Here is a 24,354-nt window from a genome sequence, read left to right on the forward strand (position 1 = left end):
CCTCAGAAGTAGATCTTGAACTTCTCCCGCACCGCCTGGTCGATCTCGCGGTCGAACAGCGGCCCGCCGGCTTCGGCCAGGATGCGGTTCTTGCGCTCGATCGCCTTGGCCACGAGGTCCGGCTTGCCGATCTCGGCCCATTCCTTCGGGCTCGTGCGGTCGGCGACGGCCGGATAGATATACTCCGTCTGCATCAGGGACAGCGTCTGCGGATCGCCCAGATAGTGGCCCGGCCCGCCCATGCAGACCGAACGCATGGTCTCTAGCGAAACCGAGTCCTCGGTGACGTCGATGCCGCGCACGCAGCGCTGCACCTGGCCGAGCAGGTCGTCGCCGAGCACGAGGCTTTCCAGGCAGAAGCCAAGCAGCGAGGCGTGCATGCCGACCGCCTCGTAGACCATGTTCAGCCCCGACAGGCCGGCCATGACGTTGGAGATCGCCTGCTCCCAGCCGGCCTGCATGTCGGGCAGCTTGGCATCGGCGATTCCGGCGGCGGCGCCGCCGGGCAGGCGGTAGAACTGGTGCATCTGCGCGCAGCCGGCCGTCAGCAGCGCCTGTTCGCCCGACCCGCCCGACATCGCGCCGGTGCGCAGGTCGGAGACGAACGGCCAGGTGCCGAAGATCGCCGGATGGCCGGGAGACAGGGCGTTGACATAGACGACGCCGGCCAGGCACTCGGCCACCGCCTGCACGATCGCCGTTGCCAGCGGCGCCGGCGCGGTCGCCCCCGCCTGGCCCGCCGACAGCAGCAGGATCGGCATGCCCGCGCGGATGCAGGCCTCCATGGTGATGCAGCTTTCCTCGGCGAACTTCATCGGCGGGACGACGAAGCAGTTCGAGTTGGAGACGAACGGCCGCGCCCGCCACTTGTCCTCGCCGCCGGCCATCATGTGGATCAGGTCGAAGCAGCCCGCCACGTGCGACGGATCTGAGAAGCTGGTGCCGACGTGCTTGGAGGTGCCGGCGCAGCAGCCGTAGAGCGTGTTGATGTCCATCAGGAAGTTGTCGGCCACGTCGCGGCAGACCATCGCCCGCTGGAAGAAGTGGATGTTGTCGAGGTGATGGACGAGCTGGGCGGCGTTGAAGAGGTCCTTCGCCGTCGACTCGCGGTATTCGCGCTTCTCGACGTCGACGATATGCACCGCCGCGCCGGCCGTGCCGTAGTGGACGCGGGTGCCGGTGAGCTCCAGGTCGTATTTCGGATCCCGGCCATGAAGCGTGATGTCGCGCGCGGCGACCGCCAGCATGTCCTCCACCAGCGCGCGCGGAAAGCGGATGCGGCCGTCCTCGCCGAGGATGGCGCCGGCGCCGGTCAGGATCTCGACGCCGGACTGCGGCGCATTGGCAAGGCCGATGTTCTCGAGCGCGTCGAGCGCGGCCTCGTGGATGCGGCGCACGCCCGCCTCGGTCAGCGGCCTGTACTGCCCGCCGGGCAGGCCGGGGCGCACCGGCCGGATGTTCTCTGCCAGCGGGGCTGCACGCAGCGCGACGCGCGCCGCCCGTCCGCCGGAACGCCGGGACATTACTGCCTGTTCACTCATGATCGGTCTCCCCCGCACCGGCGGCAAGCATCTGATTGATCCGGTCCCCCGACGCTGCGGCGGACAATTTTTTGAAGTCGCCATCCGTCAGGATGGCCTGCATCTGCTCGGCGATCGCGGCATGGGTGACGCGGGCGAGTGCCGAGCCGAGGGAAATGCGGCGCACGCCGATGTCGGCGAACTCCGGCAGGCTGAGTTGGCGCAACGGCCCGACGGCCAGCGCGTTGACCGGACGGGAAACGGACTGCACGACCCGGCGCAGTTCTGCAGCGCCCGGAGGCACCGGGACATAGAGGAGGTCCGCGCCCGCCCTTTCGAAGGCCTGGATGCGTCGGATGGCCTCGTCGAGATCGTAGGCGCCGTTCATCACCCCGTCGGCGCGTGCGCACAGGACGAAGGGACGCCCGAGCGAGCGCGCCGCGTCGGCAGCGGCGCCGATGCGGTCGACGGCGTGCTCAAACGCATAGGCCGGGTTGCCCTCGACCATCTGCGTGTCTTCGATCGAGCAGCCGGAAAGTCCGACCTCGGCGGCAAGCCGGATCGTCTCGGCGACCTCGTCCGGCGCATCGGCAAAACCGTTCTCGAGATCGCCCGAGACCGGAAGCGGCGTGGCGCGGACGATGTCTTGCGCATGCTTTAGCGCCTCTTCGCGCGTCACCCGTCCCATGTCGGGGCGGCCGAGGGTGAAGGCGAAGCCGGCAGAGGTGGTGGCAAGGGCGACCGCACCGGCGGCCGCCATCATGCGGGCGGAGCCGATGTCCCACGGGTTGGGGATGACGAAGCAGCCCGACCGGTGCAGCTCGTGAAAGCGCCGGTGCCGCTCGGCAAGCGTCGTCATGCCCGCACCCGCGCCGCCTTCGGGTCGTACATCGGCGCCAGCGACGCTTCCGCCCTCACCCGCACCCCGGCGACCTCGATCTCGTAGTTGGACGCCAGCACCTGTTCCTCGCTCTCGCCCTCGCAGGGCACGTAGCCCATGCCGATCGCGCCGCCGAGGAAGTGGCCGTAGTTGCCCGAGGTGACGGTCGAGACGATCGTCCCGTCCCGCACCAGCGCCTCGTTGTGGAACAGCAGCGGCTCGGGGTCGGTCAGCCGGAACTGCACCATCCGCCGCCTGAGCCCCTTGTCCTGGCGTCGCAGCACCGCCTCGCGGCCGATGAACTCGCCCTTGCCGGCGCGGACGGCAAAGCCGAGGCCGGCCTCGAGCACGTGGTCCTCGTCGGTGATGTCGTGGCCGAAGTGGCGGAAGGCCTTTTCGATGCGGCAGCTGTCGAGCGTGTGCAGGCCGCAGAGCTTCAGCCCAACATCGGCCCCCGCCTGGTCCAGCGCCTCGAACACATGCGCCGCCTGATCGGTCGGCACATAGAGCTCCCAGCCGAGTTCACCGACATAGGTGACGCGATGGGCGCGGGCGAGGCCCATGCCGATCTCGATCTCGCGCGCGGTCGCAAAGGGGTGGTGCGCGTTGGAAAAGTCGTTGGGGCTGACCTTCTGCATCAGCTCGCGCGCCTTCGGCCCCATGACGCAGAGCACGCTCTCGGCCGCCGTGACGTCGGTGATGACGACGAACTCGTCCTGAAGGTGCTTGCGCAGCCAGGCCAGGTCGCGCTGCAGCGTCGCGCCGGGTACCACCAGCAGGAACGCCGTCTCGGACAGGCGCGTCACCGTCAGGTCGCTCTCTATGCCGCCGCGGGCGTTGAGCATCTGGGTATAGACGATGCGGCCGGCCGGCACGTCCATCTGGTTGGCACACAGCTTCTGCAGGAAGGCGAGCGCGTCGCGCCCCTCGACGCGGATCTTGCCGAAGGAGGTCATGTCGAACAGGCCGACGCCGGTGCGCACGGCAAGGTGCTCCTCCTTCTGGTTCTCGAACCAGTTCTGCCGCTTCCAGCTGTAGCGGTACTCCCGCTCCTGCCCGTCCCGTGCGAACCAGTTGGCGCGCTCCCAGCCGGCGACCTCGCCGAACACCGCGCCGCGGGCCTTCAGGTGCTCGTGCAGCGGTGAGCGCCGCACGCCGCGCGCGGTAGCCATCTGGCGGTAGGGGAAATGGTCGGCGTAGAGCAGCCCCAGCGTCTCCGAAACGCGATCCTTCAGATAGGCGCGGTTCTTCTGGAACGGCTGGGCGCGGCGGATGTCCACCTCCCAGAGGTCGAACGGCGGTTCGCCGTCGTTCATCCACTGCGCCAGCGCCATGCCGGCGCCGCCGGAGGAGACAATGCCGATCGAGTTGTAGCCGGCCGCGACCCAGTAGCCCTTCAGTTCCGGCGCCTCGCCGAGATAGTAGCGGTCGTCCGGGGTGAAGCTTTCCGGGCCGTTGAAGAAGGTGTGGATGCCGGCCGTTTCCAGCATCGGCATGCGATTGATCGCCATTTCCAGGATCGGCTGGAAGTGGTCGAAGTCCTCCGGCAGCTGGTCGAAGCAGAAGTCCTCGCGGATGCCGTCCATGCCCCAGGGCTTGGCCTTCAGCTCGAAGGCGCCGATCAGCATCTTGCCGGCGTCCTCCTTGTAGTAGGTGCATTCGTCCGGCACGCGCAGAACGGGCAACTGCTTCAGCCCGCCGATCGGCTCGGTGACGATGTAGAAATGCTCGCAGGCATGCAGCGGCAGCGTCACGCCCGACATGTCGGCGAGCGTCCGGCCCCACATGCCGGCGGCATTGACGACGTTCTCCGTCTCGATCGTGAAGCTCTCGCCATTCTGCTCGCAGGTGACGCCGGTGACGCGGCCGTCCTTCGTCAGCACCGCGGTGACCTTGACGCCCTCGATCACCGTCGCCCCGTTCTGGCGCGCCCCCTTCGCCAAGGCCATCGCGATGTTGGCCGGGTCGCACTGGCCGTCGAGCGGCAGGTGCACGGCGGCCTTCACGCCCGCCGTGTTGAGGTGCGGATACATCGCCTTGACCTCGTCGATGGCGATCTCGCGCACGTCGACGTCGAAGGCGCGCGCCAGCGAGGCCTGGCGGTAAATCTCCTCCTTGCGCTCGTCCGTCAGCGCCACCGTCATCGAGCCGTTCTGCTTCATGCCGGTGCCGATGCCGGTCTCGGCCTCGAGCTTGACGTAGAGGTCGGCGGAGTATTTTGCCAGCCGCGTCATGTTCTGCGAGGCGCGCAACTGGCCGATCAGTCCGGCGGCATGCCAGGTCGTACCGCAAGTGAGCTGCCTGCGCTCGAGCAACACGACATCGGTCCAGCCGAGCTTGGCGAGGTGATAGGCGACCGAGCAGCCAGAGACGCCGCCGCCGATGATGACCGCGCGCGCCTTCTGGGGAATCGTCTTGCTCATGCGCGCAGTCTTTCGTTGTTGGGATCATAAAGCGGCCCGTCCGGCTGGACGGTGGCCTTGAAGCGGTCGCCGTAGATTTCCACCTCGATCTCGGTGCCCGGCTCGGCAAGGTCGGCGCGCAGCATGCCGAGTGCGATCGACTTGCCGACGCGATAGCCCCAGTTGCCGGAGGTGGTCTCCCCGACCACCTGCCCGCCGTGCCACAGCGTCGACATGTACGGCGCATCGCAGTCGCCCGCCTCGACCGTCAGCAGCACGAAGCGCTTGGAAACGCCCTGCTGCTTCTCGCGCTCCAGCGCCGCCTTGCCCTTGAAGGCGGGCTTGGACCAGTCGACGAACCGCTCCAGGCCGCCCTGCAGCACGGTGTAGTCGGTCGAAAGGTCGCCCTTCCAGGCGCGGTAGCCCTTCTCGATCCGCAGCGAATCCAGGGCTTCCATACCGAATGGCTTCAGCCCGTGCTTCTGCCCCGCCGCCCAGACGGCGTCGAAGATCGCCGGCGTGTCCTCGACCTTGGTGTGGATCTCCCAGCCGAGCTCGCCGGCGAAGGAGACGCGCACCAGCTGGCACCAGCGGCCGGCGATCTGGCAGCTCTGGTGCGTCAGCCATCCCTTCTGCAGGTCGGCATCGGATACCTCGGCGAGGATCGCCCGCGACTTCGGTCCGGACAGGATCTGGCAGGAAAAATTCTCCGTGACGTCGTCAATCGTGAAAGCGGCATCCTTCGGCAGGTGCTTCTTCAGCCACTCGAGATCGTGCCATTGCGCCGTCGCCGCCGTGATCAGGAAGAAGAAGTCCTCGTCCAGCATCATCACCGACATCTCGGTGACGATGCGGCCCTTGTCGTCGGAGAAATAGGCAAGGCCGATGCGGCCGGGCTTCGGTACACGGCCGGTCACCAGAGAGGACAGCCAGGCGGTCGCCCCCTCGCCCTTGACGCGATAGCGCGAGAAGCCCGGCAGGTCGAGGATGCCGGCGGCCTCGTTGACGGCGCGGCATTCCGCCTCGATCCGCGGCCGCCACGGCCCTTCACGGTTCCAGGTCTGGGTCGCCTCTTCGGAGAGGTCGTCGCCGGGCCGGGCATACCAGTTGGCGCGCTCCCAGCCGTTGAACGGCTTGAACTGGGCGCCGAGCGCCTTGATGCGGTCGTGAATCGGCGAAAGCTTGCGGTCGCGTCCGGCCGGCCAGGCGTGCTTCGGGAAGTGCATGGCATATTCGTGGCCGTACACTTCCATGCCCTTGGCGATGCAGTAGTCGCGGTCCGAAGCAAAGCTGGTATAGCGGCGCGGATCGCAGGACCACATGTCCCACTCGGTCTCGCCCTCCGTCACCCATTCGGCCAGCACCTTGCCGGCGCCGCCGGCCTGGCAGATGCCGAAGGTGAAGACGCAGGCCTCGAACGCGTTCGGCACGCCCGGCATCGGCCCGATCAGCGGATTGCCGTCCGGCGCATAGGGGATCGGCCCGTTGATCATCCGCGACAGGCCGGCCGTGCCGAGGATCGGCACGCGCTCGCAGGCGTCGTTCAGGTACCATTCCAGCCGCTCGAGGTCGTCGGGGAACAACTGGAAGGAGAAGTCATCCGGCATCGGATCGTCCGGCGCCACCCAGTGCGCCTTGCAGTTCTTCTCGTACGGCCCGAGGTTCATGCCGTTCTTTTCCTGGCGCAGGTAGTAGGAGCTGTCGACGTCGCGCAGCAGCGGCAGCTTGTGCCCCGCCTCCTTCGACCAGGCCGCGAGCTCGGGGATTTCCTCGAACAGGATGTACTGGTGGCTCATCACCATCATCGGCACGTCGCGGCCGAACATCTTGCCGACCTCGCGGGCGTAGTAGCCTGCGGCGTTGACGACGTATTCGCAGCGGATCTCGCCCTGCGGCGTCGCGATCACCCACTCCTCGTTTTCGCGGCGAACCCCGGTCACCGGACAGAAGCGGATCACCTTGGCGCCCAGATCGCGCGCGCCCTTCGCCAGCGCCTGCGTCAGCTGCGCCGGGTCGATGTCGCCGTCATAGGGGTCGAAGAGCGCGCCGGTCAGGTCGTGGGTCTCGAGGAAGGGATAGCGGCTGCGCATCTCGTCGGGCGAAAGGATGTCGAGGTCCATGCCCTGGTAGCGGCCCATGCCGACGACACGCTTGAACTCCTGCAGCCGCTCCCTGGAATGGCCGAGGCGGATCGAGCCGGTGACGTGGTAGTTCATCGGATAGTCGACGAGCGCCCCGAGCTCGCGATAGAGCGAGGCGGAATAGCGCTGCATGTTCATGATCGACCAGGAGGACGAGAAGGTCGGCACGTTGCCGGCGGCGTGCCAGGTGGAGCCGGCGGTCAGCTCGTTCTTTTCGAGGAGCACGCAATCCGTCCACCCGGCCTTGGCCAGATGGTAGAGCGCGGACGCGCCGACGGCGCCGCCTCCGATGATCACGACCCTGGCATGCGATGGCAAGTTTGACATGTCATTCCCCTGATTGTTGGCGATTTGTGGCAATCAAACCGGCACGCAACAAGCGGGCAGAATCCGCTTTATTGATCGAGGAATTCGATTAGGGTGGCGATCGCGCGCAAAGCGCGGACACGCTTCGTCTATCGGCCGGTCCGGATGTCCGGCTTGTGGCCGGAAAATTCGCGGGCGGGCGCGTGCGACAACCAACATTTCCGGAGCGCATCGGCGTGCAGATCGAACTGATCGAGACTTTCCTCGACCTCATGGAAACCCGCAGCTTCAACCGCACGGCGGAACGACTGAACCTGACGCAATCGACCGTCTCGCACCGGGTCAAGGCGCTGGAGGCGGTGCTGGGCCGGCCGCTGTTCTCCCGCAACAAGGGCGGCACCCAGCCGACGGCGGCGGGCCTGCGCTTCCACGACCACGCCAAGGCGCTGCAGCACCAGTGGCACGAGGCGGCGCGCGCGGTGGAGATGGCCGGCGCCTACGAGCGCTCGATGCGCATCGGCCTGCAGCACGACCTCGCCGCGCATTACGCCGGCGACTGGCTGGCGGCGGTGCGGCGCGAACTGCCGGGTACATCGATCTACGTCGAGATCGATTACTCCAACCAGATGAACCGCGACCTCGCCGCCGGCGACCTCGACCTCGCCATCCTCTACAGCCCGCACTACCTGCCGGACCTGCACTATGAGCGGATCGGCGACGTCCTCTACGAGATGGTCAGCACCAAGGTCTCCGACATCGCCGATGTCCGGGCCGAGGAATACATCCAGGCGAATTATTCGCCGGCGTTCGAGCGGCTTCACCGCCAGGCCTACCCACACCTTGCCACCGCCCCGATCGCGAGCGGCGAAACCACCGCGATCATCGCGCTCCTGACGAGGCTGGGCGGCTCCGCCTTCGTGATGGAGCCCGACGTCAAGCGCCTGCTGCGCACGGGCGCCGTGACGCGCGTCGCCGGCGCCGATCCGATCTCCCAGACCGCCTATGCCGCCGTCAATGTCCGCACCCGACACGCTCACCAGCACCGCCGCATCATCGGCCTGATGCAGGCCCTGCTGAACGGCTGAACCGCCGTCATTTGCCAGCGCCGTCCTTCGAGCGCATTATCCGGGGGCCAGCCCCGGCCGGCGGGGTTGCGCCGCTTTGTGAGGCATTTCTGCGATGAACTGCACCTCCTGCGGTTTCGAAGTGGAGCGCGGCTTCGCCTTCTGCCCGAAGTGCGGGACGCCGCAGAAGATGTCCTGTCCATCCTGCGGATTTGTCTGCCCGCCCGACTTTGCCTTCTGCCCGAAATGCGGCACCGGCCTCAAGGCCGTGGCAGCGGCCACGACGCAACCGCCGGCAGAAGCGCGCGGCCCGAAGTCGCCCGACGCCCCGGTCGACCGGCAGCCGCCCGCCTCGGAAGCCGAGGCCGACCGGCGCATCGTCACCGCGCTGTTCGCCGATCTCTGCGGCTATACCACCCTCAGCGAGCAGATCGATCCGGAGGTGCTGCAGACCCTGCAGAACGAGATCTTCGAGGAGCTCGGCACCGCGGTCGCCGCCCACGGCGGCTACGTCGACAAGTTCATAGGCGACGCCCTGCTGGCGCTTTTCGGCGCACCGGTTGCCCATGAGAAGGACCCCGAACGCGCGCTGTGCGCGGCGTTCGACATGCTGAAGTGCATGGCGCGCATCGAGGAACGCTGGCGGGCGGTCCTCGGCCAGCCGCTGTCGATCCATATCGGCGTGAACACCGGCCCGGTAGTCGCCGGCGCCGTCGGCGCGGGCGGCAGCAAGTCCTACTCGGTTACCGGCGACACGGTGAACACGGCCCAGCGCCTTCAGACCATGGCCGGCCCGGGCGAGATACTGGTCGGCGCCGTTACCCGCAGACTGACCCAGCACGCCTTCTCGTTTGCCTCGCTCGGAACCATGCCGCTGCGCGGCAAGAGCGAGGACACGCCCGTCTACCGGCTGGAGGCGTCGGTCGCGACGCCGCCGAGCGCGCGCGGGCTCGGCTCGTTCGGCATCGAAACGGCGATGATCGGCCGCGATGGTGAACTCGTGAGCCTCGACCGGTGCCTTGAGGCCGTCCGCGGCGGCGCCACCCAACTGGTGCGCGTCGTGGGCGATGCCGGCATCGGCAAGACCCGGCTGGTCGAGGCCTTTCTCGATCGGGTGCGGGCCGATCCGGACCTTGGCGGCATCACCATCCGGCAGACGGCGTGCTCGTCCCTCGGCGAGCCCTCCTACGGCACGCTCGCCGCGATGTTGCGCTGCGCCTACCAGATCGATTCGATGGACGATCTCGAGCGATCCCGCACGCTGCTGACCGCCGGTCTCGCCGACCTTGGCCTGCCGGCCGAGGAGATCGAGCGGCTTTCCCCCTTCCTCCTCTTCGTGCTCGGCTTCGGCGACCCCGAGGCAAGCTTGAAATACCTGGAACCGGACCAGTTGCGCCGGCAGATCTTCCACGCCATGCGCACCCTGTTCGAGCGGAGGATGGAACAGGCCCCGCTATTGCTGGTGATCGAGGATCTGCACTGGGCCGACGGCGTCTCCCTTGACGCCCTGCGCGTCATCATGGACCGGCTCGAGCGCCGGCGGCTTATGCTGCTCGTCACCCACCGGCCCGGCTTTGAGACGGAACTGCTGAGTTCCGCACGCGCCAGCCAGACGACGCTGCGTCTCGCCCCACTGACCGATCACGAGGTCGGGACACTCCTGTCCGACGCCTTCGGCCCGACGACGGTTCCGCCATGGCTGCGCGAACGGATCGTCGAGCGCGCCGAGGGCAACCCGTTCTTCATGGAGGAGATCCTGCGCACGCTGATCGAAACCGGCGCGCTCCGGCGCGCCGGGGACCGCTGGCAGGCGGTGTCGAGCGCGCAGGAGGCCGAAACGCCGCTCGGCATCCAGGCGATGATGCTGGCGCGCATCGACCGCCTGCCTCGCGACGCGAGGCGGCTCGCACAGGTCGCGGCCGTCGTCGGCCATCGTTTCGACGGCGCGCTCCTGAAGAACCTGCCCGTCGGCATCGCCGACATCGATGGCAGCCTCACGCGCCTTTGCGAGGCGGACATCATCGAGGAACTGGCCGACCTGCGCGCACAGGCCGCGCCGCGCTATGCCTTCCGCCAGCGCCTGCTGCACGAGGTCATGTACGACAACATGCTGCTGCGCCGCCGCACCGAGCTTCACGGTGCCGTCGGCCAGGCGCTGGAGCGGCGGTACGGGGGGGCGCCGGAGCATCTCGAGCAGCTGATCGAGCTTGGCCACCACTTTGCGGCTTCGGCCGACAAGGCGAGCGGCGCCCGGTATCTGATGACGGCCGGCGACATGGCGCGCAAGGCGTTCGCCAATAAGGATGCCATGCGTCTTTATGGGCGCGCGATGGCGGCCGCCGAGGCCGCGGGTGGCGACGCCTGGAAGGCGCCGGGCGAGCGCTACGCGGATCTCTGCTCGCCGACCGAGCGCAGCGAGGAGGCGCGCAAGCACTATGACCGCCTGCTCGAGACATACCGGGACTCCGGCGACACGCCGGGCGCGGCGCGCATCCTGCGCAAGCTGGGCCAGTTGTCGTTCGACACCGGCGACCGGGACCGGGCGACTGACTGTTTCAGGCAGGCGGCGAAGTTGCTCGAAGGCGCGGACACACCGATCGAACTCGCCCACCTCATGGAGCGCCAGGGACACCTGGCCTTCCGTACCGGTGACTACAAGGCCGCGATCCTCTCAGCCGACCGCGCGCTCGAATGCGCCAACCATCTGCCGTCGGGTACGGACACCGAAAGCAGGGTCGAAATTGCCCTTGTGATCGCCCGCGCCTTCAACACGAAGGGCGTCGCGCTGGCCCGGCTGCGCCAACCGGTCGAGGCCGTCCACATGGTCGAGCGGAGCGTCGAGGTGGCGCTCGCCGCAAACCACCTCAACACCGCCTGCCGCGGCTACACCAACCTCGGCGTCCTCTACACCACGGTCGATCCGACCCTTGCGATCGACGCCTGCAACCGCGGTTACGCGATGGCGAAGCGGATCGGCGACCTCGGCCACCAGGCCCGGCTGCTCACCAATCTGGCCGTTGCCCAATGCACCTTCACCGACCGGTGCCTGCAGGACGGGCTGCCGGCGGTCGAGGAGGCGATCGCGATCGACCGGGCACTCGGCCAGCGCGACCATCTCGCGGTGGCGCTGCTCGTGCTCGGCCAGATCCGGCAATGCCACAGCGAGGCGGAGGCGGCGCGAGAGAGCTATCGCGAGGCACTCGATCTGGTCCGTGACAGCGGCGAGGCGCAGTTGCTGTTTCCGTGCTACGATGGGCTGGCGACGCTCAGTCTCGACCTCGGCGAATTGGCCGAAGCGGAGCGCTACTTCGAACTGGCGCAGGAAATCTGCTCGAAACACGGCCTCGACCCCGATGCGCTGATGGTCCTGCCGTTTCTCGACTAGCTGAGGAGCTTACCAATGGCAGAGCATGGTTTGGAAAGGCCGCTGAAACTCGGGGACCGCGCCCCGAACGTGATTCTGGACGCGATCAGTCGCGGCGGCAAGGTAGCCATCGACGACTTCCGCGGCCAGACACCGGTGCTGGTCGGGCTCTATCGCGGGCTGCAATGCCCCTTCTGCCGTCGCCAGATCGCGGCATCGACGATGCTTGCATCGGCGCTGCGCGAGAAGGGCATCGACACGCTGACGGTCGTCAACACGCCGGTCGAGCGGGCGCGGCTCTACTTCCGCTATCATCCGATGCCGGACGTCATCACCGCCTCCGATCCGGAGAACATTGCCCACAAAGCCTTTGGACTGCCCAATCTCCAGTTCACCGAGAACGAGGACAACTGGCCATACAAGGTCTCCGTGCCGACCGTCATGGCGATGCGCATGGACCTGCCCGGCGAACTGCCGGTGCCGATGAACCCCGTGGACGCGTCGAGCTTCCTCAACGACCGCGACGGCTACGAGATGAGCCCGACCGACGAGGAGATCGACGCCAAATATCGCGGCCAACTGGTCGGCGAGTTCCTGCTCGACCGCGACGGCGTCGTGCGCTGGTCCTTCACCGAGGCGGAGGGGGGCGGCAGCAACATGTTCGCCACCCCCAAGGCGCAGGACGTGATGTCGGCCGCGTCCCGGCTCGTCCACTGACGTCCTATCCGTTCCGTTGACGGCACTGCCGGAAGAGCCGGCGCGGCGGATCAGCCGGCGGACGCCTTTGCGTAGGCTTGCACGAACAGCGCCAGCGCCGCCAGCGACGTGATCGAGCGGACGTGGTTCCAGTTCGTCCAGCCGATCAGGTATCGCTTCCACAGCGCGGCCGCCTCCGGACCTGCAGGATCGGCCGCCGCCAGCAGGTTGTTCATCGGCACGTTGACGGCGACCGTCACGCCGATGGTACCGATCAGGAAGACCAGTGCGCCCAGAGCCGCAAGGGCGCTGCCCGGTCCGCCGTGGACAGCGGCGAGCACCAGCACGGCCAGCGCCAGCAGCGCCGTCCCCAGAAAGACGAGAAAAAACAGCGGAGCCTGGATCACCACGTTGATCGCGTTCATGGTCGCCATCCCGGCCGGCCCCGGCTGCCGACCCAGCGCCGTCATGATGCAGACGGAGAAGATGAAGAAGAGCCCCGCATTCAGGCCCGCGCCGATCGCGGCCAGGAACAGAACGAGCGAGTTCGCAAGAGCCATCATGTCTCCTCCAGGTGCGACAAGGCCGGCCGCCGCCCGGCAGCCTGTCGCTTGAGCGCCGCAGCGTCCGGCACCGTGCGTGCGCCGGAGCCTAACATCACCGAGAATTGAAGTCGTGTCCGGTTCGGCCAAATCATGCGCCTGTGCTACAGTTTTCGGTGGTGGAAGTCGCTAGCCCGACGGGCGGTTTCGACACGACGCCGACGCCCGTCTTCGGGCGCCGCCCCATGGCCAAGGCAGCGACCTGCCGGCCCTTTGATCGTCTGGCTCCGCCTTTATCGCCGGGCGTTGCGCCTGCTCGTCCGGCAGCGGCCGCCAGTCAGGAGACAAGGAGACGCAGGATGCTGGTAGCCGCGCTCACCACGATTCTGAGCCTAACGGCCATTGGCGAAACCAGGCTTGCCGCCGCCGAGGCGGGCGTGGTCGTCGATCTCGAGCTTGTCCTGGCGGTCGACGTGTCCGGCTCCATGGACCTTGAGGAGGCACAGATCCAGCGAGCGGGCTATGTCGAGGCACTGACCCACCCCGACTTCCTCGCCGCGATCCGCGAAGGCTACCACGGCCGGATCGCCATCAGCTATTTCGAGTGGGGCGGCACCATCGGCAAGAACTCGCAGATGCCCTGGTCGCTGATCGAGACTCCCGACGATGCGCTGCGTTTCTCCCAGTTGATCAAGGAGCGCCCCTTCGCCTCGCTGCGCGGAACGTCACTGTCGGCCGCGATCGCCCACGGCTCGACCCTGTTCGACGACAACGGCTATGCCGGCGCGCGCCGGGTGATCGACGTTTCCGGCGACGGGCCGAACAACTACGGCGCCCCCGTCACGCCGGCGCGCGACGCGGCAACAGCGCTCGGCATCGTCGTCAACGGACTGGCGATCATGGTGCGGCCATCGATTGCCTACGGTCCGCTCGACCAATACTACGCCGACTGCGTCATCGGCGGGCCCGGTGCCTTTGTCATGTCCGTGCAGGAACCGGAAGACTTCGCCTTCGCCATCCGTCGCAAGCTGATCCTCGAGGTCAGCGGCCGCCAGCCCCCTGCCCGGGCCGTGCCCGTGGCGAGCAATTCGGACTGCCTCATAGGCGAGAAGCTGCGGCCCGGCATGGACCGCTATTTTCCCGAACTGGACCGGTAGTTTTCGGCAGGGACCGTCCGAGCACCCGCAGCCAGTGCAAGCCGCAACTCCGACGCGACAAGGCGGCGCGGGCAGCCGCACCGGTGCCCATCTCTTTGTCTCGGTCTGCGCTGTCATTCTTACAAGCTATTCCATTTCATACGCAAATGTGCTTAAATTGAATGAACGTTCAGCAAAACATGAGGGCAATCATGAATGAAGTGGTTCGCGACATAACGATTCCGAACGACTGGGACCGCAGCGGACTGCCGGGCTGGTGCTATCACAGCGCCGCCCTGCTGGAGCTGGAGAAGCAGCACGTTTTCCGAGAGCACTGGCAGATCGCCTGCCATGTCTCCGACATTCCGGAACCGGGCAACTACATTACGCTCGACTTTGTCGGCGATCGCGCGCTGGTCATGCGGGACCAGGACGGCGGGATCAATGCGTTCCACAATATCTGTCGCCACCGCGGCTCGCGCCTGGTCGCCGACGAACGCGGCACGTGCCGCAACGCGCTCGTCTGCCCGTTCCACGGCTGGGTCTACAATCTCGACGGCACGCTACGCGGCGCCGCCCGCCCCCGCTCGTTCCCTTCGATGGACAAGCACGAGTTCGCGCTGAAAACGATCGAATGCGAAGTCTGGCAGGGCTTCGTCTTCATCCGCCTCGCCCCCGGACCGCAGCCGAGCGTCGCGGAGTTGATGAAGCCGTTCGAGGCCGAGTTCGCCTGGTACCGCTCCGCCGAAATGGTGCCGTCCGACGGCGTGCACACACAGGAGACGCCGGTCAACTGGAAGTCCGTGCGCGACGTCGACAACGAGGGGTACCATGTTCCGATGGCGCATCCCGCGCTTCAGGACCTGTACGGCTCGACCTATTTCGACGAGCCGTTCGTCAACGGCGTCAGCCGGTCCTTCGCCACCTACAACCCGCATGCAGGGCGGCGCTGGAGCGTCAGCAAGTACGTCAAGATCTCGCCGGAGAACGAGCGCCTGCCGGACCATCTGCGCAAGGCCTGGATCTACTACGGCATATTTCCCAACAACGTGCTGATGGCCACCCCGGAAACGGTGCAGTTCTACCAGGAGTTTCCGCTGTCGGTGGACCGGACGGTGCTGCGCAGCGGGGTCTACCGCTATCGCGACGAGAGCCGGGAGCAATCCGCCGCCCGCTATCTCTCCATGCGCATCGACCGCGACACGCTCGCCGAGGATGTGCAGCTGACCATCTGGTCGAACGAAGCGATGACCTCGGCCGCCTTTGCCGGCTTCTACCTGTCGGACCTGGAATATGGCGTGCGCACCCACCACGACCACCTGCGCAAGGTGTTGCCGGTGATGAATCTGCCGGAGACGCCGGGCGAGGACCACGTGGCGACGGCCAATGCCGGCATGAAATAGCAAGTTTCGCCAGCAATGACACGACGCGGCCGGCACCCTGCCGGCCGCGTCGCTATTCCTGACCGGCTCCAACTGCGGCGACAGGCCGGCCCGTCGCGCCCGACACCACCCCTGCCTTGCCGCCCGGCACCGCCGTTTGAAAACAAAAAAGAGGCCCGCTTGCGCGGGCCCAGTCTGCCGGTTCCGGGAATGAACGGTCCCGACGTTCAGGAAATCCTCCCGTTACCCGTGCCACAATCCTTCGCGCACGAGGTCATCCATGGTCAGCTCGATGCCGCGGCGCAGGATCGCGGTCATCTCGTCGATCTGCCCCGTGCTGATCGTCAGCGGCGGCGACATCACGCACATGTTGATCAGCGGACGCACCAGCAGACCCAGTTCCTGACAGTGCTCGTCGATCCGCTTGCCGACCTCGAGATCCAGCGTCAGCGGATTGTTGCTGGCCCGGTCGGCGACGCATTCGACGCAGCCCATCAGTCCCATGCCGCGCACCTCGCCGACCAGCGGCAGGTCCTCGAGGGTCTTCAGGCTCGACTGGAAGTGGGCGGAAACGGTGCGCGCGTGCTCCAGCAACCCGTCCTCGAGCAGGTCGAGGTTCTTCAGCGCCACCGCGCAGCCGATCGGGTGGCTGGAATAGGTCAGCCCATGGGTGAACATCGCGTCGGAATGGTTGGAACGCCGCAGTTCCTCGAGCAGCCGGCCGGCGATCATGACGCCGCCGAGCGGAAAGTAGCCGGAGGTCACGCCCTTGGCGAAGGTGATCATGTCCGGCTCGATGCCGAACACGTCCCTTGAGGCGAACACCTGGCCGAGCCGACCGAACGCCGTTACCACCTCGTCGGCGATGAACAGGATGTCGTTCTGGCGGCAAAGCTCGCGCATGCGGGCGAGATAGCCCTCGGGCGGCACGATCACCCCGCCCGACGCCATGATCGGTTCGGCGATGAAGGCGCCGATGCGCTCGGCGCCGACGGTCTCGATGACATTGCGGAACTCGGCGACGAGATAGTCGCAGAACTCGGCCGCGCCGACACCGTCGGGCCGGCGGAACGGGTTCGGGCAGGTCAGCTTGACGACCTGGTCCGTGGCGGAGTCCATCCAGTCATGGTCGCGCGGACGCCCGTTCAGCGAGGCCGACAGATAGGTCGAGCCATGATAGCCGCCCTGGCGCGAGACGATCAGCTTCTTCTCCGGCAACCCCTTGACGTTGTTGGCGAACTGCATGAAGCGCAGCGCCGTCTCCACCGCCGAGGAGCCGCCGGTCGTGTAGAAGACGTGGTCCAGGCCCGCGGGGGCGTGGCCCGCCAGCCGCCGCGACAGAACGGCGGAGGGCGCATTGGTCGTGTACCAGGGCGAGTTGTAGGACAGCGCCATTGCCTGCGACGCCATGGCGTCGGTCAGTTCCTGGCACCGGTGCCCGGCATTGACGCACCACATGCCGGCGGGACCGTCGATCAGCTTGCGGCCGGCCGAGTCGGTGACGTAGATCCCCTCCCCGCCCTCGATCCGCCCGCGCGCTTCCGCGCCGATCGAACCTGCCACGGGCGACGGCTGCACCAGGTGGCGCTCGGCAAGCAGCGTCAGTTCGTCCGCGGCCCCTTCAGGCGCCCTCTCGTCGGCGTTGGTCGTCTTCGGTATCGCAGCCATTCCCAACCTCATCATATTCAAAGGCCAATTTTTGCATTCAAGACGCTGAAAAACATCTATTTTTCACCGCATATTGAATGTTCGTTCAATCAATATTGCAGAAATAGTGCTTGATTTCAATGCCGGTTTGCGCTCATCTTCGATTTGGGAACAGCAAACAGCCGAAAAGGCGGTGCACATGAAACACGCAACGAAAGACGGGCTCTGTCCCGAGGCATGGTCCAAGCGATGAGCGCGGCGGCGATCATCACGACGGCGGAAGCGCCGTCCTCCACCGCCGGCAGCCGATGGCTGCGAAGCGAAGAGGCCCGGGGCCTCGCGATGATCTCACCCACCCTGCTCTATGCACTGGCGCTGCTGCTGGTCCCGGTCCTCCTGATCGTCGCCTACAGCTTCTGGACGCAGGACTATCTCGAAATCGATCACACCTTCACGCTGGAAAATTACCGGCGCGCCCTGACGGAACCGATCTATCGCGACCTCTTCGTCCGCTCGCTGTGGATCTCGCTGCTGACGAGCGCGGTCACCGTCATCTTCTCCTACCCGATCGCGTGGTACATTTCCTTTCATGGAGGGGTGCACAAGAACCTGTGGCTGTTCCTGGTCACCATTCCGTGCTGGACGAGCTATCTCCTGCGCGTGATGTCGTGGAAGGTGATTCTTGGTTACGGCGGCGTGCTGAACACCGGGCTGATTTCGGCCGGCATCATCGACCAGCCGATCACCTCGCTGCTCTACAACGCCAACGCCGTGGTCATCACGCTGGTCCACAGCTGGGCGGCGTTCGCGATCCTGCCGATCTATGTCTCGCTGCAGAAGATCGATCGCTCGCTGATCGAGGCCGGTCGCGACCTCGGCGACGGTCCGCTGCGCGCCTTCATGCGCGTCACCCTGCCGCTGTCGATGCCGGGCGTGATTTCCGCCTTCCTGATCGTTATGATCCCGACCGTCGGCGACTACGTCACGCCGAAGCTCGTCGGCGGCAAGGACGGCGTGATGATCGCAACGGCGATCCAGGCGCAGTTCGGCAAGGGCGCCAACTGGCCGCTCGGCGCGGCCCTGTCGGTCACGACGATGGTACTGGTGTCGCTGGTGGCGGCCGCGATCGTGCTGTCGCTGCGATATGTCGTGCGGAGGATCCGCTGATGCTGCAGAGACTGCGCCTCCTGCCCTTCCTGCCGGCCTATGTCGCCCTGTACTTCTCTTTCCTGTACCTGCCGATCCTGCTGCTGCCGATCTTCTCCTTCAACAACGCAGCCACGACGACGTTGCCGCTCGCCGGCTTCACCACCAAGTGGTACGCCTCGCTCTGGGGCAACAGCGTGCTGCTGGAGGCCGCCCGCAACAGCCTCGTGGTCGGCGTCTGCGTCTCGCTCGTCAGCACGCTGCTCGGCATCTGCGCGGCGCGCGCGATCACGCGCTACCGCTTTCGCGGCCAGCGCCCGGCCGCGGGCCTGATCATGGCGCCGCTGTTCCTGCCGGAGATCATCGTCGCCGTCTCGCTGCTGATGATCGCCCTGCAGCTCGGACTGGAATTGTCGCTGGTCACCGTCATCCTCGGCCAGGTGGTGTTCTGCATCCCCTATTCGATGTCGGTTCTGGTCTCGGGCTTCGAGGGTTTCGATCGCAGCCTCGAGGAGGCGTCGTACGACCTCGGCGAGACGGCCTTCGGTACCTTCCGCCGCGTCACCCTGCCGGTGGTCGCCCCGGCGATCATCTCCAGCCTGCTCGTCACCTTCACGATCTCGCTCGACGAGTTCATCCTTGCCTTCTTCCTTTCGGGCACCGAGCCGACCCTGCCCGTCTACATCTGGGGCCAGCTGCGCTTCGCCGCCAGGCTGCCAGCCGTGCTCGCGCTCGGCAGCCTCATGATTGTTGCCTCCGTGCTGCTCCTGACCGTCGCCGAGGTCTTGCGGCGGCGCTCGGAGCGTCGTACCCAAACAGAACTTGCGCTTTGACAGGAGCCGTCATGCCCGACCGACCGATGATCTCCATCGATAACGTCTCCAAGTACTACGGGATCTACAAGGCACTGGACGGTGTCTCGCTCGACATCGCCGAGGGCGAGTTTTTCTCCCTGCTGGGCCCCTCTGGTTGTGGCAAGACCACGCTGCTGCGCTCGATCGCCGGCTTCGACGTGCCCTCGAAAGGCGAGATCCGCATCGATGGCGTGCCGTGCACCCTGGTTCCCGCCAACAAGCGTCCGACCAACATGGTCTTCCAGAACTACGCGATCTTCCCCCACCTCGATGTCGGCGAGAACGTCGCCTATGGCCTCAAGCGACTGAAGCTCGGGGCGGCAGAGGAGCGCAGGCGCGTTTCCGACGCGCTCGACCAGGTGCGCCTCTCCGGCCTCGACAAGCGCAAGGCCAACGAGTTGTCCGGCGGCCAGCGCCAGCGCGTCGCGCTTGCCCGGGCCCTCGTCATGCGTCCGAAGGTGCTGCTGCTCGACGAGCCGCTGTCGGCACTCGACAAGAAGCTGCGCGAGCAGATGCAGGTCGAGCTGCGCAGCCTGCAAAAGGCGGTCGGCATTACCTTCATCCTCGTCACTCACGACCAGTACGAGGCACTGGCCCTGTCCGATCGCATCGCGGTCATGTTCGGCGGCAGGATCGCCCAGGTCGCCACCCCGAAGGAGATCTACCAGCGCCCGCGCACGCGCAAGGTCGCCGATTTCCTCGGCGGCATGAATTTCATGCATGCGAAGCTGCTGTCCGACCAGGCCGGCAGCGTCTCGGTCGAGACGGAGCGGTTCGGGACGGTCAGCCTCGACAAGCCGAAGGGATTCTCGGCGACGGACGGCCGCGTCACGGTCGGCATCCGCCCGGAACGGCTGCGCCTGTTGTGGGACGACGCGCGCGCCCCGCATGAACTGACCGGACGGGTGCAGAACCGCGCCTATTTCGGCGAGGTGACCCATCTCACCATCGGCGTCGACGGGCTGGAGGAGCCGCTGTCCATGGTCGAAACGAACGACTACGGTGCGGACGACCTGCCGGTCGGTGCCGAGATCCGCATGGCCTTCGACCCGGACGCCTTCGTGCTGCTGGCCGATGACGAGGCCGTATCGCGGCTGTGAGGCAAGCGCCCGGGCCCGGCGGAAGGCGCGTTGGCGCGCCTTCTGGACCTCCCGGTCGATGCGGCAGGCACTCGGCCAGACAGATGAACGTCGGTGCCTCGCCGCGACGGGCCGGTCACCTTCCTCCCGCGGCACCTTGCCACCAGCACCGCCGAATTCCGCGCTTGCGGCGAAACCGTGGGGCGACGGGAACGCGTTGGCATGTCATGCCAGCGGATCCTCGCCGGTCCCGCTCAGGTGCTGTCGGACACCCGTTGCGCCGCCGCACGCCCTGCGATGATCGCGCCCTCGATGTAACCGGGAAACGACGGCGAGATCTCCGAGCAGGCGAACTGGATCGGCCCGGCACCGGCCCGGATGATGTCCTCGGCTTCCGATGTGGCCATCGTCGAAATCGTGTCGCTGTAGCCGCCGCCGCTCCAGGCGTCGTCGGTCCAGTCGCGCAGGCTGATCTCGATGGCGTTGCCGGCGTCGGCGCCGAGCGCGACCGTGAGCCTGTCCAGGATGGTCGCCTCCAGCGCCTGCCGCGACATTGCCCGCCAGGAGACCGCGAGCGGGCCGCCGATGAACACGACCAGCGCCGGCCCCAGCCCTTCGCGACTGACATCGCAGCAGAACAGGCCGGCCGGCTCGCGCCACATCACCATGCCGTTCGCCCCGCTGGCGCGCCAGAACGGCCGCGCGTAGCGCACCAGCGCCTTGATGACGGTTCCGCTCGCCCAGACGGAGAGCGCCGCGCGCAGCGGCGGCGGCAGGCCCGGTTCGAAGCCGATGCGCGAGGCCATCACCGGCGGCACCGCAACGATCGCCCGCCCGGCCGAAATCTTGTCGTCACCCGCCTGCACCTGAACGCCGGCACGCGTCGTTGCGATACTGCGGACCGGTGCGCCAAGCCGAAGCCTGTCGCCGAGATCGCGGCCCATGTCGTCGGCCAGGGAATGAATGGTCTCGTCGAGATAATATTCCAGTTCCGACCGGGTATTGATGATGCGCCGCTCGCTGGAGGCGAGGTACCACAGCGGCACTTTCTCCAGCGGCCGGCACCAGAGCCCCTCGATCATCGAGCGGAATCCGCCGGCCCCGGCGGCGCTCGTGCCCTGCCCTGTCAGCCAGTCCGCGACGGAAAGTCCGGCGACGGCAGGATCGGCAGGATCGATGAGCCGCACCCGCCGCCGGAGCGCCTGCGCCTCCTCGTAGATCTGCCACCGTTGCGCCTCGTCGGTCGGCGGCTGGACGCGGAACTCGCCCTCCACCGGCGCCCGCACCAGCGTCTTTCCGTAGCGGCGGACCAGCGCCACCACGGCCGGCATGTCATCGCAGAGGAACTGGCCGCCGGCGTCCACGCGGATGCCATCGGCGAGAACGGCCGGCTCGACCCGACCGCCGACGCGGGTGCGGGCCTCGAGCACCTGGACGCTTCGTCCCTGCGCGATCAGCGCATGCGCGGCCGAGAGGCCGGCAAAGCCGGCCCCCACCACAATGACGTCGACCGACATCAGTAGCCCGACTTGATCTTCTCGAACTCGGCGATCATCTTCTGCCGCAATTCGTTGGGCATCGGCGCCTGGAACAGCGTATCGGCCATGAACGCGTCGATGTCGCCATACCCCTTCTGCTCGAGCATGGCCGAATCGACGCCCGCCATGCCCTTGGCGTTGGAGTGGCCGTAGCCCCAGGCCTCGACCATGTAGTTCGACACCGCCGGGTCGGTGACGGCATTGAGGTAGTCGTAGGCCTTCTCCTCGCTGCCTTCGCCGCCCTTGAGGCGGACGAAGCCGCAAACCCAGGTCGACAGCCCCTCCTTCGTGTCCTTCTTGATCGCGACCGGCACGTTGTCGGCCTGCAGTTGCGTCGACGTGTCGTTCCAGGCCCAGGCGAGATCGACCTCGCCGCTCGCCATCGCCTGGCTGAGCTCGGTGTTGTCGGTCCAGTAGAGCCGGACGTTCTTGTGTACGTCGCGCAGGAAGGCCGACGCCTCCTTGAACTGCTCGTCGGTCATCGTCGTCCAGTCCTTGACGCCGATCGCGAGGCTGGCGAGCGCATAGGCATCGTCGACGCTGTCACCGATCGACACGCGATCCTTGAACTTCGGATCGGCGAAGGCGTGCAGCGACTCGATCTCCTCCGGCTTCACATTATCGCTGCGATAGGTCAGCACCGTGTTGCCCCAGTCGAACGGAAGCATCCAGGCGGTTCCGTCCGGCGTTGTCATCAGGTCCTTCATGGACTTGAAGCCGGGCAGGATGTCGTCCCAGTACTTCAGCTTGGAGGTGTCGAGCGGCTCGATCAGGCCCGCCTCCCGCCATTTGACGACGCTTTGCGAGCAGGGATGGCTGAGGTCGGCCTTGAAACCGGATCGAAGCTTCTGGAACGCCTCTTCCTCGTCGCCGAAATAGGCAAAGTCCGGCTCGCCGTGCTTTTCGGTATAGGCGGGGCGGATCTCGGGGTCCTCGTAGCCAGACCACTCGAAGAGGGTGAGCCCGTCGCCGGCCATCGCCGGCATGGCGGTCGAGATCGAAAGTGCGGCCGCAAGGCCGGCTGTGATCAGGCTGCGCGCCCTGTTCGAATTGCTGATGCTCATGCTCATTCCCCTTCTTGGTTGATTATTTGGGCCCTTCCCGCGCGATGTGCTTCGGAAACATTGCGACGATCGCCTCGATGGCAGCCTCGTGCGCCTTTTCCCGGGTCAGTCCGTCTCCCATCATCAGTCGCAACCACAGACCTTCCAGCATCGACGAGACGGCCAGGGCGATCGCCTCCGCGGCAAAGTCGTAGCCGCCCTCCTGCTTGAGGCTGGCGCACAGCGAGATCACCGTCTCCTGGTACTTCACGTCGCGGGCGCCGCACAGCGCCTGATAGGTGGGGCGGGACTTCGCCTCGCCCCAGAAGGCGCACCAGGCCGCAAGCTTTCGCTTGGTGCAGATCTTGCGGTCGAAGTCCGCGGCAACGAGCGCCCAAAGCTTGTCGGCGGCGCGATCTCCGGCCCTGTCCAGCGACGAGTACCAGTGATTGGCATATTCGTCCGCCATGTACTGCAGGGTGGCGACGAGCAGCTTTTCCTTGCTCTCGAAGTGGAAGTTGACGATGCCGCGGGACAGTCCCGCACCGTCGGCCACGTCGGCGAGTGTCGTCTCGGCATAGCCGCGCCGTGCCAGCGAATCGATCGTCGCCTCGATCAGTTGCAGCCGCCTCGTCTCCTTGGAGGCCTTGCGGCCCTTCTTCTCGATCTCCGCCGTTTCCTTTTGCGCCGCACTCGCTCGCATCTTCACCGTCATTCTCGTCCTAACGTTCTGCAGCGGTTCGCTCACGGACGGCCTCCGGCCGGCTTGCTGCCGCGAAGATGAGTGGGACAATGCTCGCCGCTGTCAAGCACCTTCTGCATGGCTTCCCAGGTGCGGATGTTCTTGGCGACGTATTCCTCGCCGACGGCGGCAACGGCCGCGGCGCGGAGCGATCCCTTCAGCCTTTCCAGTTCCCCGCGCGCGGTCTCGCGATACCATGCGTTGCGGCTTGTCGCCGTGGCCTCAACGAAGCCGGCAGCCGTCATCGCGGCGAGGTATCGCTGCGGCGAGGCCATGCCGAAGCTCAGCCCCTCGGCGGCGATGTATTGACTCATTTCCGCCGACGGCTCGCCGTCATGCGAGATCAGCCAGTCCGAAGCGGCCAGCCTGCCGCCGGGCTTCAACACGCGGAACAGTTCGCCGAACAGCCACTCCTTGTCCGGCACATGCACCATCGCGTCCTTGGAAAAGACAAGATCGAACGTTCCGTCATCGAATGGCAGGCGCCCCGGCGGATTGGCGATGAAGCGGGTGCGCGCGGCCAGCCCCTCGCGCTCCGCCGCCGCGCGCGCATGCTCGACCACCGGCTGCTCGACATCGTAGCCGACGACCTCGGCAGTGCCGTAGGTCCTGGCGATATGAAGCGAGACGCCGCCCGCGCCGCAGCCGAAATCGAGCACGCGCTTGTCCGCCAGGTCGAGGCCCGCCAGCACGCGGTCGACCTCGGCCGAGCCGCCGGGCGAAAGGTAGCCCTCGCCCCACATCACCTCGAGGAAGCGGATCGCCGGCTCGTCATATTCCGGCGCGTGCTCCGGCTGCGACTGATCTGCTGCCGTCATGAGGCCTCCCTGCCCGGCTGCGCATTCCCGTTCACCAGATGCACGAAATTCTAG

Annotated in this window: 18 protein-coding genes; 8 read left to right on the forward strand and 10 right to left on the reverse strand. The window is 66.7% G+C overall.

Features of this window, described 5'->3' with window-relative positions:
- Positions 1-2: 2 nt before the first annotated feature.
- The 4 genes from ACXAGF_RS12630 to ACXAGF_RS12645 are packed head-to-tail and all read right to left on the reverse strand — an operon-like array spanning position 3 to position 7,270.
- Positions 3-1,541, reverse strand: a complete 1,539-nt coding sequence (locus tag ACXAGF_RS12630) for a trimethylamine methyltransferase family protein (protein WP_475017520.1) — start codon at positions 1,539-1,541, stop codon at positions 3-5.
- Positions 1,534-2,379 (reverse strand): isocitrate lyase/PEP mutase family protein, encoded by an 846-nt coding sequence (locus ACXAGF_RS12635; RefSeq protein ID WP_475017522.1) that lies wholly within the window; start codon positions 2,377-2,379, stop codon positions 1,534-1,536. Before ACXAGF_RS12635 ends, ACXAGF_RS12630 begins: the two co-directional genes overlap by 8 nt.
- A complete protein-coding gene (locus tag ACXAGF_RS12640) occupies positions 2,376-4,823 on the reverse strand; it encodes a GcvT family protein (RefSeq protein WP_475017524.1) in 2,448 nt (815 codons plus the stop codon). Before ACXAGF_RS12640 ends, ACXAGF_RS12635 begins: the two co-directional genes overlap by 4 nt.
- Positions 4,820-7,270 carry a GcvT family protein gene (locus tag ACXAGF_RS12645; RefSeq protein ID WP_475017526.1) on the reverse strand — a complete coding sequence of 817 codons (2,451 nt, stop codon included), beginning with the start codon at positions 7,268-7,270 and terminating at the stop codon, positions 4,820-4,822. The genes ACXAGF_RS12640 and ACXAGF_RS12645 overlap by 4 nt, the downstream gene beginning before the upstream one ends.
- A 215-nt stretch (positions 7,271-7,485) precedes the next feature.
- Here ACXAGF_RS12645 and ACXAGF_RS12650 point away from each other — a divergent pair, with 215 nt between their 5' ends.
- From ACXAGF_RS12650 to ACXAGF_RS12660, 3 genes are all read left to right on the forward strand, one after another.
- Positions 7,486-8,334 (forward strand): LysR family transcriptional regulator, encoded by an 849-nt coding sequence (locus tag ACXAGF_RS12650; protein ID WP_475019278.1) that lies wholly within the window; start codon positions 7,486-7,488, stop codon positions 8,332-8,334.
- 94 nt (positions 8,335-8,428) lie between these two features.
- A complete protein-coding gene (locus ACXAGF_RS12655; RefSeq protein WP_475017529.1) occupies positions 8,429-11,698 on the forward strand; it encodes an adenylate/guanylate cyclase domain-containing protein in 3,270 nt (1,089 codons plus the stop codon).
- Positions 11,699-11,713: 15 nt separating this feature from the next.
- The gene (locus tag ACXAGF_RS12660; RefSeq protein WP_475017531.1) at positions 11,714-12,394 is read left to right on the forward strand and encodes a redoxin family protein; all 681 of its coding nucleotides are present in this window, start codon (positions 11,714-11,716) and stop codon (positions 12,392-12,394) included.
- Between the two features lie 50 nt (positions 12,395-12,444).
- Here ACXAGF_RS12660 and ACXAGF_RS12665 read toward each other — a convergent pair whose 3' ends face one another.
- Complete coding sequence (locus ACXAGF_RS12665; RefSeq protein ID WP_475017533.1) at positions 12,445-12,936, reverse strand: anthrone oxygenase family protein; 492 nt, start codon at positions 12,934-12,936, stop codon at positions 12,445-12,447.
- Between the two features lie 338 nt (positions 12,937-13,274).
- Between ACXAGF_RS12665 and ACXAGF_RS12670 the strand changes: the two genes are divergently transcribed.
- Entirely contained in the window at positions 13,275-14,072 is a 798-nt protein-coding gene (locus ACXAGF_RS12670; protein WP_475017535.1) for a DUF1194 domain-containing protein, read from the forward strand.
- 191 nt (positions 14,073-14,263) lie between these two features.
- Complete coding sequence (locus ACXAGF_RS12675; protein WP_475017537.1) at positions 14,264-15,454, forward strand: aromatic ring-hydroxylating oxygenase subunit alpha; 1,191 nt, start codon at positions 14,264-14,266, stop codon at positions 15,452-15,454.
- Positions 15,455-15,676: 222 nt separating this feature from the next.
- Here the strand turns inward: ACXAGF_RS12675 and ACXAGF_RS12680 are convergent, their stop codons facing one another.
- Positions 15,677-17,101 carry an aminotransferase gene (locus ACXAGF_RS12680; protein WP_475017539.1) on the reverse strand — a complete coding sequence of 475 codons (1,425 nt, stop codon included), beginning with the start codon at positions 17,099-17,101 and terminating at the stop codon, positions 15,677-15,679.
- Between the two features lie 228 nt (positions 17,102-17,329).
- On the opposite strand from ACXAGF_RS12680, the gene ACXAGF_RS12685 reads away from it, so the two are divergent.
- Genes ACXAGF_RS12685 through ACXAGF_RS12695 form a run of 3 tightly spaced genes read left to right on the forward strand, consistent with a single transcriptional unit; the run spans position 17,330 to position 20,180 of the window.
- Positions 17,330-18,247, forward strand: a complete 918-nt coding sequence (locus tag ACXAGF_RS12685) for an ABC transporter permease (RefSeq protein WP_475017542.1) — start codon at positions 17,330-17,332, stop codon at positions 18,245-18,247.
- On the forward strand, positions 18,247-19,059 hold the full coding sequence (locus ACXAGF_RS12690; protein WP_475017544.1) for an ABC transporter permease: 813 nt from the start codon (positions 18,247-18,249) through the stop codon (positions 19,057-19,059). The genes ACXAGF_RS12685 and ACXAGF_RS12690 overlap by 1 nt, the downstream gene beginning before the upstream one ends.
- Positions 19,060-19,085: 26 nt before the next feature.
- Positions 19,086-20,180, forward strand: a complete 1,095-nt coding sequence (locus ACXAGF_RS12695; protein ID WP_475019279.1) for an ABC transporter ATP-binding protein — start codon at positions 19,086-19,088, stop codon at positions 20,178-20,180.
- Between the two features lie 233 nt (positions 20,181-20,413).
- On the opposite strand, the gene ACXAGF_RS12700 is transcribed toward ACXAGF_RS12695, so the two are convergent.
- Genes ACXAGF_RS12700 through ACXAGF_RS12715 form a run of 4 tightly spaced genes read right to left on the reverse strand, consistent with a single transcriptional unit; the run spans position 20,414 to position 24,300 of the window.
- On the reverse strand, positions 20,414-21,676 hold the full coding sequence (locus ACXAGF_RS12700; protein WP_475017547.1) for a flavin monoamine oxidase family protein: 1,263 nt from the start codon (positions 21,674-21,676) through the stop codon (positions 20,414-20,416).
- The gene (locus ACXAGF_RS12705) at positions 21,676-22,761 is read right to left on the reverse strand and encodes an extracellular solute-binding protein (RefSeq protein WP_475017549.1); all 1,086 of its coding nucleotides are present in this window, start codon (positions 22,759-22,761) and stop codon (positions 21,676-21,678) included. Before ACXAGF_RS12705 ends, ACXAGF_RS12700 begins: the two co-directional genes overlap by 1 nt.
- 22 nt (positions 22,762-22,783) lie before the next feature.
- The gene (locus ACXAGF_RS12710; protein WP_475019280.1) at positions 22,784-23,455 is read right to left on the reverse strand and encodes a TetR family transcriptional regulator C-terminal domain-containing protein; all 672 of its coding nucleotides are present in this window, start codon (positions 23,453-23,455) and stop codon (positions 22,784-22,786) included.
- Positions 23,456-23,484: 29 nt separating this feature from the next.
- The gene (locus tag ACXAGF_RS12715) at positions 23,485-24,300 is read right to left on the reverse strand and encodes a class I SAM-dependent methyltransferase (RefSeq protein WP_475017551.1); all 816 of its coding nucleotides are present in this window, start codon (positions 24,298-24,300) and stop codon (positions 23,485-23,487) included.
- Positions 24,301-24,354 lie beyond the last annotated feature (54 nt).

The organism is Mycoplana sp. ABR4_002 (assembly GCF_056159645.1).

Bases quoted from the DNA above. Each gene is read 5' to 3' on its own strand.
- ACXAGF_RS12630 (WP_475017520.1), bottom strand. From the start codon at position 1,541: ATGAGTGAACAGGCAGTAATGTCCCGGCGTTCCGGCGGACGGGCGGCG.
- ACXAGF_RS12635 (WP_475017522.1), bottom strand. From the start codon at position 2,379: ATGACGACGCTTGCCGAGCGGCACCGGCGCTTTCACGAGCTGCACCGG.
- ACXAGF_RS12640 (WP_475017524.1), bottom strand. From the start codon at position 4,823: ATGAGCAAGACGATTCCCCAGAAGGCGCGCGCGGTCATCATCGGCGGC.
- ACXAGF_RS12645 (WP_475017526.1), bottom strand. From the start codon at position 7,270: ATGTCAAACTTGCCATCGCATGCCAGGGTCGTGATCATCGGAGGCGGC.
- ACXAGF_RS12655 (WP_475017529.1), top strand. From the start codon at position 8,429: ATGAACTGCACCTCCTGCGGTTTCGAAGTGGAGCGCGGCTTCGCCTTC.
- ACXAGF_RS12660 (WP_475017531.1), top strand. From the start codon at position 11,714: ATGGCAGAGCATGGTTTGGAAAGGCCGCTGAAACTCGGGGACCGCGCC.
- ACXAGF_RS12665 (WP_475017533.1), bottom strand. From the start codon at position 12,936: ATGATGGCTCTTGCGAACTCGCTCGTTCTGTTCCTGGCCGCGATCGGC.
- ACXAGF_RS12670 (WP_475017535.1), top strand. From the start codon at position 13,275: ATGCTGGTAGCCGCGCTCACCACGATTCTGAGCCTAACGGCCATTGGC.
- ACXAGF_RS12675 (WP_475017537.1), top strand. From the start codon at position 14,264: ATGAATGAAGTGGTTCGCGACATAACGATTCCGAACGACTGGGACCGC.
- ACXAGF_RS12680 (WP_475017539.1), bottom strand. From the start codon at position 17,101: ATGGCTGCGATACCGAAGACGACCAACGCCGACGAGAGGGCGCCTGAA.
- ACXAGF_RS12685 (WP_475017542.1), top strand. From the start codon at position 17,330: ATGAGCGCGGCGGCGATCATCACGACGGCGGAAGCGCCGTCCTCCACC.
- ACXAGF_RS12690 (WP_475017544.1), top strand. From the start codon at position 18,247: ATGCTGCAGAGACTGCGCCTCCTGCCCTTCCTGCCGGCCTATGTCGCC.
- ACXAGF_RS12695 (WP_475019279.1), top strand. From the start codon at position 19,086: ATGATCTCCATCGATAACGTCTCCAAGTACTACGGGATCTACAAGGCA.
- ACXAGF_RS12700 (WP_475017547.1), bottom strand. From the start codon at position 21,676: ATGTCGGTCGACGTCATTGTGGTGGGGGCCGGCTTTGCCGGCCTCTCG.
- ACXAGF_RS12705 (WP_475017549.1), bottom strand. From the start codon at position 22,761: ATGAGCATCAGCAATTCGAACAGGGCGCGCAGCCTGATCACAGCCGGC.
- ACXAGF_RS12710 (WP_475019280.1), bottom strand. From the start codon at position 23,455: ATGACGGTGAAGATGCGAGCGAGTGCGGCGCAAAAGGAAACGGCGGAG.
- ACXAGF_RS12715 (WP_475017551.1), bottom strand. From the start codon at position 24,300: ATGACGGCAGCAGATCAGTCGCAGCCGGAGCACGCGCCGGAATATGAC.